This is a genomic window from Nitrosomonas communis, from assembly GCF_900114745.1.
Classification (GTDB): Bacteria; Pseudomonadota; Gammaproteobacteria; order Burkholderiales; family Nitrosomonadaceae; genus Nitrosomonas; species Nitrosomonas communis_A.
Map to the genome: position 1 here is coordinate 1 of NZ_FOUB01000094.1, position 10,362 is coordinate 10,362.

The following is a 10,362-nucleotide window of genomic DNA, read 5'->3' on the forward strand; positions in this document are numbered from 1 at the left end:
AGGTTGACATGCCTGCCCGGATGCCCTGATCAGTCTCTGATTGTCGAACCCACTTGCGCAACGTCTCAGCAGTACAACCTATCTTGGATGCTATCGATTCCAGTGCCGCCCATTGCGACTCATACTCCCCTTGGTGTTCATACAGCAATCGGACAGCTCGTTTACGAACCTCCGGTGAATATCTTATTTGTTTTTTCATTACAGCTCTCCAACAAAGCGGTGGTAGCTCACCAACCCTGGAAAATAACACCGCTGATACCTCAACACGTAATTCAGATAATAGTGCTTAAACGTTCGGTAACCAGACAGATGAAACCCCACTATGGTGGTCATGACTTCACTTAGACACAGCTCCCCTCGTCGACGACGCCGTTTTAGCGATGACTCCGACAAGCGCTGCTCCCACCGCGGCTCAAACCCTTTACAAAAATCGTAAATTACACAAAAAATCAATAATATAGTATCCATCGGAATCTGATCCCTCTAATGATGAAACTCTTTTTGAAAATTCTTTCATCATAAGGAATTCAGATTCCTTTTGCTGCTTTTCTTATCCGAACTCACGTTAAATTAATCAATTCCCTGTGATCTAAGATAATCTTCATAATTACCTTTAAAGTCATCAATGCCATCCGGTTTCATTTCAAGAATTCGTGTCGCCAGTGAAGAAACGAATTCCCGGTCATGTGAAATAAAAATCAACGTGCCGGTAAATTTCTCAAGTGCGCTATTTAGTGATTCGATAGATTCCATATCCAGATGATTGGTCGGTTCATCCATCAGCAGAACATTGGGCTTCTGCAGAATCAACTTACCCAAAAGCATACGGCCTTGTTCTCCGCCGGAGATCACACGGGTGGATTTTTTGACTTCGTCGCCCGAGAACAATAATCGGCCCAGTGTGCCGCGTATCGTTTGATCATCATCATTGCCTTGCCGCCACTGATCCATCCATTCGCTCAATGACAGCTCTTCTTCAAAATCAGTCGCATGATCTTGTGCAGCATAGCCAGCGCGAGCTTTTTCCGCCCATTTTATCTCACCGGAATCCGGTGCCAGATCGCCTGCAAGGCACCGCAGGAACGTGGTTTTACCGATTCCGTTAGGGCCAATGATGGCAACTTTCTCGCCGGCTTCTATGTCGATGCTTAGCCGGTCAAATAAAGGTTTGTCCAATCCAGGGAAACCCTTGCTGATTGCTTTGATGGAAACAGCCAGACGATGCAGCTTATCCCTGTCATCCACTTCAAACCGGATAAAAGGATATTGGCGACTGGATGGTTTGACATCTTCCAGTTTTATTTTCTCAATCTGCCGCACACGGCTGGTTGCCTGTCTGGCTTTCGACGCGTTCGCCGAGAAACGGCTGACAAAAGACTGCAAATCGGCGATTTGTGTCTTTTTCCTGGCATTATTGGCCAACATCTGCTCGCGTACCTGGGTTGAGGCAATCATATAGTCATCATAATTACCGGGATAGATCCGCATTTCACCATAATCCAGATCAGCCATATGCGTGCAAACGCTGTTCAGAAAATGCCGGTCATGGGAGATAATGATCATGGTGTTTTTGCTGGCATTGATGACATCTTCCAGCCAACGGATGGTATTGATATCGAGGTTATTGGTCGGTTCATCCAGTAATAAGATATCCGGGTTGGAAAACAAAGCTTGTGCCAGTAACACGCGTAACTTGAATCCCGGCGCAATCGCGCTCATCAATCCATGATGCTGGGAAGATGGAATGCCCACCCCAAGCAGCAATTCTCCGGCACGCGCTTCGGCAGAATACCCATCCAGTTCGGCAAATTGAGACTCCAACTCGGCCGCATGCATATAATCATCTTCAGTGGCGTTTGGGTTGCCATAAATTGCGTCACGCGCTTGTTTGACGTGCCATAATTCCGCGTGTCCCATCAGTACAGTATCAATGACGCAACAATCTTCAAAAGCGAATTGATCCTGGCGCAGCTTACCCACCCGTTCACCGCTGTCAACCGCGACATTGCCAGCAGTGGGTTCAAGATCCCGGCCTAGAATCTTCATGAAGGTTGACTTGCCGCAACCATTAGCGCCAATCAAACCATAGCGATTACCACCGCCAAATTTTACGGAAACATTTTCAAAGAGTGGCTTGGCACCAAATTGCATGGTGATATTGGCTGTTGTTATCAAAGTGTGTACCTAAAGAGTTATGGTTTCAAGAAAAGGGCCGATATTCTAAATGTTTTTTAGGTTACGGTGAGCGCTAATCTCATTCAATATGAAAAGAGTTTGAGGGTTTTGGTATTTCCAGCGAGAAATCGGACAGTTCTATCAATAACAACCAACAACGGTTGGGGTTATTCTTAGTAAGAATAAAGAATACAACTATTCAGCGTAGTTTTTTTCTTCAAACCAAGTACAGGTTTCTAGGGTAGCTTAACCCTTCCCAAGAATTCAAAAAATACTTGCAGGTCATTTTATGAGTTCGAGGTTCGGTAGTTATCAGTTTCTAAGGAGTTTTTTCAACGGCCTGCCAGATGATACTTTGCCGAATCATATTACGCTGTTCAATCTGGCGGTTGATCTGCGGGCATTGCGGGAGGAACAGAGAGAGCGGATTAAAACTGCTTTATTTACATAAAATCCTGATATTTATTCATAATAATTAAGGCAATTCAATTTTTAAATATGGATCGCTTATCAGAGTGTTTGACGCTATTTCTATTTTTCAATAGTTTAATTTTTTAAATATTTTTTCTTTCAAAAGGACCACTATGCTTGATGATATGTCAATCACTATGGGCTATATTGCTGCTTTTCTCACCACTTCTGCCTTCGTGCCACAGGCCTGGTACTCATGGAGAACACGTGATCTGTCAGGTATCTCGCTGCCGATGTACGCTATGTTCACTATCGGCGTCGGGTTCTGGCTATTCTACGGCTATCTGATCAATAGTGTGCCTGTTATATTAGCCAACCTGATAACGTTTTTATTGTCCAGTATGGTGCTCGGCCTGAAAATTCAGCAAATTATGGCCCTACGCCTCAATCGCTAACTTTGTCGGCGGGCGCTACCCAGAGCACTTGGCCACTGTCCAGTTTGGTGAGGTCATCGAAATGGGCATCTCCATGATGAAAGCTCATCACCTGACCTTCTTCCATTTCCTAAGGAGCTTAGGTAGAGGTGGATCACATCTTTTTAAACCTGCAGGACATGTTCTGTGCCATCATGGTAGAGGTGACCAGCCCACTCTGAAGAATTAGGTACGGATTTGTGGGGGCGTTCAGCAGTTTCTATCAAGGATCATCACCTCCTGGGCGATAGGGCGCAGCTCAGTTACCTGCTGCAAGGGCTTCTTGCGGGTTCTCAGGAATGGCAACTAAATTCTCGAGTTTAGTGCCAAGCTCCTGCTGGTGGGGTTTCAGAGTGGTAGGATATCAAAACCGCCTTTGCCAATACCGGGCACACGCTTGAATATTTATTGTCTTATTCTCCAGAATTCAATGTCATCCAGCAAAAATAGGCTCAGGCCAAAACCATCGGGAAAAGGAAAGGTTGTTCTATCAAGCAGCTCTTTCCCGTCTATGCACTTTGAATCATTTTGTATGGGATCAGCTATACCTTCCCTCAAGCAACGCCTTTAGTTCATATTTTTCCCGGTCGATTTCGCCGCGTGTACGTACACCAAGGCGTCGCAATATGGGTAAAGGCGGACACCACCCTTGCAGTCCGTGTTGCAGCAAGAACGGTAGAACAACCCCGGGCAACATTAACCATTTCTTATTGCCAGTCAAGCCGAGCACAAGACCGGTCAAAGCCAGTGTCGACGCGTTGACTTCAAGCACGCGCTCAATGTCCCATTCTCTGTCGAGTTCTTCAATGCGTTTTTGGATGACTTCCGGGCTACTGTTGGCATAGTGGCGAACATTGATATTGGTTTGCTTATCTATTTGCAGGTTCACATGTTCCGGTGTTGACCGGCGAACACGGTCTGCGCTTGCTTGGGTTGGGTCTTCAGCATTGGTCATCATCAGATCTCCATTAAGAATTAAGAACCATAAATACGAGAATAAGTCTTTTATTCAGCTGTCCATATCCTTCCGCTACTTTCCGCCGCTTTGATTATTCATACTCTTTTTATCCACCACCCCTGGAATATCCTGGAACGGACGTCCGAATTTGCCCTTCAAGTCATCGACACCCGATTGAGGATTTGCAAGTATCTGCAAATCATGGCGCTTTTTTCGAATTTCTAGAGTATTAATATCCATCTTCTTGTCACGTTCTTCGACGAGACCAGGCATGGCTTCGCCATCACGACTAAACGACCAGCCAAGCATTGGATTTCCCAGGGGGAGCAGGTCGGCTGCTTTGCCTTCATGAAAGCCCGTGTTCCAGACGTGCCAAGTTTTACCATAGCTGTTCATTTTCTCTTCCATCAATGCTTTTTCAGCAATGTCGGGAATATTGGGTGCGATCAGTTGTCCGGACAGGATTTCGCCATTGTGAGGATGCCAGTATTTTTTTTCTTCTTGGGGTAGGGTAGCGAAAAGCTTTTCGGAAATAATATATTCGATACCATTCAGGTTTGCATCTTTGGTATTGCCATCGAATAGCGCGCACTGGGCAAAATCTTCATTAACTTGGTGGCAGTAATGATGAGCCTCCATCTGGTTTTCTGGATAATCCTTCATGGGATGAAAACCCACGAGATAGATATCAAACTTCTTTAGTGGATCATTGCTTTGTAAAAGTCTGGTGCCGGCTTCCAGCATTTTTGTTTTTGCCGATTTAGACTCGCCAGGCGGTGTTGTTCCAGGTTGGGTTGCTTTTTCTGCTAATGCCAGCGGTGCTGAAACGCCAATGGGTAACGCTAGAAGAAGTGCAGTGATGGCAGAGGTTTTGCTAAATCTATTCATCAAGGTCCCTTTTCGATATCGTGGTGAATGGCGTATTAGGATAAGCAATACTTAATACTCTTCTCATCAATGGACCCAACTGCTGAATGACGTAAGGACAAGCAAATTACTGCCCTGTTTTCCACTCATAAATTCAAGAGCATCAAAATCCAATTCGTGGTTGTCCATTATCATCGCATCGTAACGTAACGCTTTCATCAGTACACTTACTGCGCGGCCTTGGGCCTTCATGTCTATACCAATGCACGCTTGCATTATAGAATCGGTAGCGCCCTTCATAGCAGAGCTTCTTCTTTAGTTAGGTCTTCGACTTTAAGGAGAAGAATAAAGATAAGCTTCATTGTATCTATGCTATTCACCCAGTCTGTACGGTGGCACACATACGGGAGCAGCAAGGAAATCAGGAGTGTTTACCAGTTGATAATACGTTCTATCGCTGGAAGAGGTTTGTTCATTGAAAGCCCTGCGCAGAAAATTTCATTGCTCAATTGAAAGCCACATCAATGAGAATGATTTTTGAATCATTCTTGGCAGGTCTAGCTATATATTCCGCTTCTCTGGAGGAGGATTCTAGGGCTTTGGCGGGTTTCCAGGAGGATCAATAGAGGGCTCCCTTGGATCTGATGGCTTTCCTGGTGGATCAATAGGAGGATTGTCTGGCCCTGGTGGTTTGCCGGGAGGAGTATGGATATTGTCCCCCTCTTGGTAATGGAAGACAATATCATCGCTAGGGTCTGTTGACGTTTTAAGATAAGTATTTCATAGATAGAAACAAACTCGTAATATTGGGGTTCCTACACCACCAACAAAACGAGTTTGCGATGCCCCGAATGATGCTCAATGATGAGTACTGGTCGAAGCTGGAGAAGATTCTGCTTCAAGAATCGATTTATAACAAGCGCAATCTGCGCATGACGGTAGAAGGCCTACTGTATCGAATGCGGGTTGGCTGTCCGTGGCGCGATCTGCCCAGGGTGTTCGGCTGCTGGAATTCTATCTATAAAAGATTCAATGCCTGGTCATTGAGCAGGAAATGGCTCAATGTTTTCAAAGCATTGGCTATTGATCCGGATTGGGAATGGAGATTTATGGATGGCAGTTATGTTAAAGCGCATCAACATAGTGCGGGAGCAGCGAGTCAAGATCGCAGGCTATCGGGAAAAGCCGTGCAGGCAATACCACCAAGATCCATTTAGCGGTCGATGGTTATGGCTTGCCAGTTGAGTTTGAAATTACCGGTGGAGAAGTCAATGACTGTTCTGCCGCACCTGATTTGATTGCCAGGTTACCTGACGCAAAAGCGATGGTGGCGGACAAGGGCTATGACAGCGAATGGTTACGGGCACAGATAACGAAGAAGGGAGCTCAGGCTGTGATACCGAGAAAGCGCAACTCGTTGAAGAGTAATGCAGATATGGATGGGGGTTTATATCAATACCGGCATTGGGTGGAGAATGCTATTGCCCGGCTAAAGCAGTATCGGGCAATAGCAACACGATACGACAAACTGAAGCGAAATTACGAGAGTATGGTAGCCATAGCATGTGGAACTCTGTGGCTACCTATGTGAAATGTCAACAGACCCTAGAGTAACTTTCCAAATAAATATTGTTTGGCAGCTCGCTTTCTACATGGGCGATAGCAGGTTTACTGAAGCCATTGACTGAAATAAACCTTCCAGACTTAAACTTCGACGCCAACGTTAATTCTAAGTACTCCTGAAATTTTTGTACTTGCGCTGCGCTACACTTCATCTTGTGATTTTTTTCTTGAATGGCTATGCAATCAATTTCCCCTTGCAATTCCATATCGTAGCCCCTTGTGTTTGATGGTGGTATCACGACTTCAAAATCTGATTTTTGTACAGAAGGCCAATTAATTTCTCAAAGTCATCCGGAATGGTGAATGTAAATGTATCAGGCATAGGTTGTTTGGTCTATCTAATTGGATTAAATTAAACATCCAAAATGGCAAACTCTACTGTTAATTGCACCCAAGAATCTACCATTTTAATCAAGCTCTCCATATTTTCTATGTTTTATAACAATTATTTGATCTAGTATTCATAATAAACCTTATTAGATCCGCAAATATTACGGATATATCACTACGTTTGAATCAGTATACGACAAGCCACTCTCAAACGATAAACTGAAACGTGGAAACGTGATTTGTTTAATATTTGTCGAAAATTGCACAAGTCGCTACCGTCCTGCCAGTAAATGCTTTTTTTGCTTCCTTGATAGTAAATCGCCCTTTATTCAAGCTTTAATTTTAGGCTTATGTATGCTTGCGTACAGATAAAGTCCGTGTCGAAGCGTACGCTAAAGTTAATATTCGTTGGCGATCAAACTGTTTTCCGGTACATTCGATGGTGCTGACACGAGGTCGGTCGCCTCGGAAGGCTATTTATATTTCATCCTCCATCAACACCACTGTCAGCCGAATTACAACAACGGCACGGATAGACGCGAAAAGCCGTGCAGCCTTTTTCGCATAAAGATGAACTTTGAGCAAGGGAGGATGTTTATTTATGAAAGCAGTTGTATTTCACGGCATCGGTGACATCAGGCTCGAAGAGATGCCGGATCCAAAGATTGAAGAGTCGACCGATGCGATTGTGCGTTTAACGGCCAGCGCTATATGCGGTACGGATCTGCATTTTATTCGCGGCACTTTTTCAGGAATGCAACCGGGCACTATCTTAGGTCACGAAGGTGTCGGTATCATCGAAGAACTCGGCGCGGATGTGCGCAATTTGAGCATCGGCGATCGTGTCGTTATCCCTTCGACTATAGCTTGCGGTTATTGCTCATACTGCCGCGCCGGCTATTATGCACAGTGCGACAACGCCAATCCGAACGGCAAGACCGCCGGGACGGCGTTTTTCGGCGGACCGCCGGCGGCTGGCAGTTTTAACGGCTTACAGGCAGAAAAGGCGAGAATTCCCTTTGCTAACGTCGGGCTGGTCAAACTGCCGCCTCAGGTGAGCGACGAGCAGGCTATTTTGCTTTCCGACATTTTCCCTACCGCCTATTTTGGCGCAGAACTGGCAGAAATTAAAGACGGAGATACAGTCGCGGTGTTCGGCTGTGGTCCGGTCGGTCAATTCGCCATTGCCAGCGCGAAATTAATGGGCGCGGGAAGGATTTTCGCCGTAGACTGTGAGCCGTCGCGGCTCGAAATGGCCCGGCGGCAGGGCGCGGAAGTCATCAATTTTGACAAGGAGCATCCGGTCGAAACGATCCGGCGATTGACGGGTGACATCGGCGTTGACCGCGCCATCGATGCGGTCGGTGTGGACGCGATGACCGCGCACGAGGGACCGGCCGCCGACGAAGCCGCTCAAAATAAAGAGCAGTTTGACAAGCAGCAATCTCAGATCGCTCCTGAAACGAATCCACAAGGCGAGAATTGGATACCCGGTGACGCTCCTTCTCAAGCTCTGATGTGGGCACTCGAAACATTGTGTAAAGCCGGGACGCTCTCGATCATCGGCGTTTACCCGCCTGAGATGCAGAATTTTCCGATTGGAAAAGCGATGAACAAAAATCTGACCGTCAAGATGGGCAATTGCAATCACCGCAAATATATTCCGATGCTCGTTGATATGGTCAAAGCCGGCGAAATCGACCCTGTAAGTGTTTTAGCTCAAATCGAGCCGATGACGAACGTAATTGACGCCTATAAAGCTTTCGATACGTGCAAGCCTGGCTGGATCAAGGTCGAACTTAAACCTGAGGCGAGCCAAAAGGAACAGCTTAAAGCTAAAGCAAAATAATCGTTCGCCTACCAAAATCAGGAAGAAATATGGCAAAAACAGCGGCGGATATTTTGATCGAAAGACTGATTAAGTGGGACGTGGAAGTAATATTTGGGCTGCCCGGCGACTGCATTAATGGGATAATGGAATCTTTACGCACAAGACAAGAGCAAATTCGCTTTATTCAAGTCAGACACGAAGAAGCTGCAGCGTTTATGGTTTGCAGTTATGCCAAATATACGGGAAAACTCGGTGTCTGCCTTGCCACATCAAATCGCTCCCATGTCGAATTCCGTATCGCTTACAAGATTTAGGAGGAAGTGTTTGGAGGGCTCGCCGTTGCCACACGTGAGCGCTTAGAAGCGATTGGCGCGAAACACTCCAGGATCAAGTTGCGTGCCAAGCCGCGTGAATTTAATTTTGCCCCGGGGAGTTGCTATTGCGCGAATGGGGTGAGCGTGAACATCGCGTGACGGTCACGGCCGAGGAACTGTTCGAGTGCGAGGGGAGCTCATTTAAGAGCCTGACTGCAGTCGCACGTCACATCACGGGCACGCATTGGAGTGGCCCTTTGTTCTTTGGCCTGAGTGACAAGCGAGGTGAGCGATGAATGAGTCTGTAAATAATGATATTGTCCAAACCAAGACACGCAAGCGCTGTGCAGTCTACTGCCGGGTCTCTTCGGATGAACGGCTCAATCAGGAATTCAACTCCATCGATGCGCAAAAGGAGGCGGGTCATGCCTACATTGCGAGCCAGCGCTCGCAGGGTTGGATACCCGTGGCGGATGACTATGATGATCCCGGCTTTTCCGGCGGCAATACGGAACGTCCGGCGCTCAAGCGCTTGATAGCCGATATCTGCGCACGGAAAATCGACATTGTCGTGGTTTACAAAATCGATCGCCTGACACGCAGCCTAGCTGATTTCTCCAAGATAGTCGAAATATTCGAGCGCTTTGAGGTGTCGTTCGTTTCGGTTACTCAGCAATTTAATACGACGACCTCGATGGGTCGCTTGATGTTGAATGTGCTGTTGTCCTTTGCGCAGTTCGAACGCGAAGTCACCGGCGAACGCATTCGCGACAAGATCGCAGCCGCCAAGCGCAAGGGGATGTGGATGGGTGGCGTACAGCCGCTCGGCTATGATGTCGACAACCGTATGCTGATCATCAACGAAGCTGAGGCAGCAGTGGTGCGGCGCATTTTTGAGGAGATGCTGACCATCGGCTCGCCCACCCAGATCGCGGCCAGATTGACTACTGAGGGGATCACCACCAAGACCTGGACCACGCAAGAAGGGCAGACGCGTAGTGGCGCACGTATCGACAGGAAGTATCTGCATAAATTGCTACGCAATCGCATCTACTTGGGCGAGTTGTCGCACAAGGGGAACTGGTATCCCGGCGTGCACCCGCCGATCATCGACCAGTAGCTTTGGGACAAGGTCCACGCCGTGCTGACCAGAGACGGACACGCGCGCTCGGTGGAAACCAAAATCCGGTTGCGCACCGATGCGTTGCTGCGTGGCTTGCTATACGCGCCCTCTGGCGAGCGGATGTACCCGACCTATTCGCGCAAAAACGGACGCAAGTATAGTATATCTCCTATAGATTGATTATAATTTAGGGATGACCTATCCGATATCATTTCGCCGTAAAGTATTATCCGTTCGAGAGAAGGAGAACCTTACTA

General features: G+C 47.0%; 13 protein-coding genes and 1 pseudogene. 8 read left to right on the plus strand and 6 right to left on the minus strand.

Annotated elements, in window-relative coordinates; all coding sequences use genetic code 11:
- The 3 genes and pseudogenes from BM122_RS19055 to BM122_RS19060 form a co-directional block, all read right to left on the minus strand.
- Positions 1 to 199 (minus strand): transposase (locus BM122_RS19055; protein ID WP_143083505.1); only part of this gene is annotated, 199 nt, incomplete at its 3' end.
- 11 nt (positions 200 to 210) lie between these two features.
- A pseudogene (locus BM122_RS22805) lies at positions 211 to 468 on the minus strand (IS982 family transposase); the annotation flags it as partial.
- Positions 469 to 570: 102 nt separating this feature from the next.
- A complete protein-coding gene (locus BM122_RS19060; RefSeq protein ID WP_074907093.1) occupies positions 571 to 2,175 on the minus strand; it encodes an ABC-F family ATPase in 1,605 nt (534 codons plus the stop codon).
- 289 nt (positions 2,176 to 2,464) lie between these two features.
- Here BM122_RS19060 and BM122_RS23620 point away from each other — a divergent pair, with 289 nt between their 5' ends.
- Together BM122_RS23620 and BM122_RS19065 are read left to right on the plus strand one after the other, a co-directional pair.
- Positions 2,465 to 2,626 (plus strand): hypothetical protein, encoded by a 162-nt coding sequence (locus tag BM122_RS23620; RefSeq protein ID WP_177198215.1) that lies wholly within the window; start codon positions 2,465 to 2,467, stop codon positions 2,624 to 2,626.
- 145 nt (positions 2,627 to 2,771) lie between these two features.
- A complete protein-coding gene (locus BM122_RS19065; RefSeq protein WP_083398609.1) occupies positions 2,772 to 3,041 on the plus strand; it encodes a SemiSWEET transporter in 270 nt (89 codons plus the stop codon).
- A 556-nt stretch (positions 3,042 to 3,597) separates the two neighbouring features.
- Here the strand turns inward: BM122_RS19065 and BM122_RS19070 are convergent.
- The gene (locus tag BM122_RS19070) at positions 3,598 to 4,017 is read right to left on the minus strand and encodes a hypothetical protein (protein WP_244505882.1); all 420 of its coding nucleotides are present in this window, start codon (positions 4,015 to 4,017) and stop codon (positions 3,598 to 3,600) included.
- Positions 4,018 to 4,089: 72 nt separating this feature from the next.
- Complete coding sequence (locus BM122_RS19075) at positions 4,090 to 4,905, minus strand: OBAP family protein (protein ID WP_074907095.1); 816 nt, start codon at positions 4,903 to 4,905, stop codon at positions 4,090 to 4,092.
- Positions 4,906 to 5,726: 821 nt separating this feature from the next.
- Here BM122_RS19075 and BM122_RS19085 point away from each other — a divergent pair.
- A protein-coding gene (locus BM122_RS19085) for an IS5 family transposase (RefSeq protein ID WP_143083547.1) occupies positions 5,727 to 6,475 on the plus strand; the annotation gives its coding sequence in 2 pieces (ribosomal slippage) (positions 5,727 to 6,045 and positions 6,045 to 6,475; 750 coding nt in all).
- Positions 6,476 to 6,479: 4 nt separating this feature from the next.
- Here BM122_RS19085 and BM122_RS26345 read toward each other — a convergent pair.
- Positions 6,480 to 6,785 carry a restriction endonuclease gene (locus BM122_RS26345; protein WP_371264954.1) on the minus strand — a complete coding sequence of 102 codons (306 nt, stop codon included), beginning with the start codon at positions 6,783 to 6,785 and terminating at the stop codon, positions 6,480 to 6,482.
- 653 nt (positions 6,786 to 7,438) lie between these two features.
- On the opposite strand from BM122_RS26345, the gene BM122_RS19095 reads away from it, so the two are divergent.
- From BM122_RS19095 to BM122_RS24485, 5 genes are all read left to right on the plus strand, one after another.
- Positions 7,439 to 8,686, plus strand: a complete 1,248-nt coding sequence (locus tag BM122_RS19095) for a zinc-dependent alcohol dehydrogenase (protein WP_074907098.1) — start codon at positions 7,439 to 7,441, stop codon at positions 8,684 to 8,686.
- 29 nt (positions 8,687 to 8,715) lie between these two features.
- Positions 8,716 to 8,982: a thiamine pyrophosphate-binding protein gene (locus BM122_RS25530; protein ID WP_256212218.1), complete on the plus strand. Its 267-nt coding sequence runs from the start codon at positions 8,716 to 8,718 to the stop codon at positions 8,980 to 8,982.
- A gap of 125 nt (positions 8,983 to 9,107) precedes the next feature.
- Positions 9,108 to 9,278 carry a DUF2924 domain-containing protein gene (locus BM122_RS25535; RefSeq protein ID WP_177198214.1) on the plus strand — a complete coding sequence of 57 codons (171 nt, stop codon included), beginning with the start codon at positions 9,108 to 9,110 and terminating at the stop codon, positions 9,276 to 9,278.
- Positions 9,275 to 10,102, plus strand: a complete 828-nt coding sequence (locus BM122_RS19105; RefSeq protein WP_218152166.1) for a recombinase family protein — start codon at positions 9,275 to 9,277, stop codon at positions 10,100 to 10,102. The genes BM122_RS25535 and BM122_RS19105 overlap by 4 nt, the downstream gene beginning before the upstream one ends.
- A 21-nt stretch (positions 10,103 to 10,123) precedes the next feature.
- Complete coding sequence (locus BM122_RS24485; protein WP_218152167.1) at positions 10,124 to 10,285, plus strand: hypothetical protein; 162 nt, start codon at positions 10,124 to 10,126, stop codon at positions 10,283 to 10,285.
- Positions 10,286 to 10,362: the final 77 nt, after the last annotated feature.

Excerpts from the sequence above, each read along its gene's own strand:
- BM122_RS23620 (WP_177198215.1), top strand. The coding sequence starts at position 2,465 with ATGAGTTCGAGGTTCGGTAGTTATCAGTTTCTAAGGAGTTTTTTCAAC.
- BM122_RS19065 (WP_083398609.1), top strand. The coding sequence starts at position 2,772 with ATGTCAATCACTATGGGCTATATTGCTGCTTTTCTCACCACTTCTGCC.
- BM122_RS19070 (WP_244505882.1), bottom strand. The coding sequence starts at position 4,017 with ATGATGACCAATGCTGAAGACCCAACCCAAGCAAGCGCAGACCGTGTT.
- BM122_RS19075 (WP_074907095.1), bottom strand. The coding sequence starts at position 4,905 with ATGAATAGATTTAGCAAAACCTCTGCCATCACTGCACTTCTTCTAGCG.
- BM122_RS19095 (WP_074907098.1), top strand. The coding sequence starts at position 7,439 with ATGAAAGCAGTTGTATTTCACGGCATCGGTGACATCAGGCTCGAAGAG.
- BM122_RS25530 (WP_256212218.1), top strand. The coding sequence starts at position 8,716 with ATGGCAAAAACAGCGGCGGATATTTTGATCGAAAGACTGATTAAGTGG.
- BM122_RS19105 (WP_218152166.1), top strand. The coding sequence starts at position 9,275 with ATGAATGAGTCTGTAAATAATGATATTGTCCAAACCAAGACACGCAAG.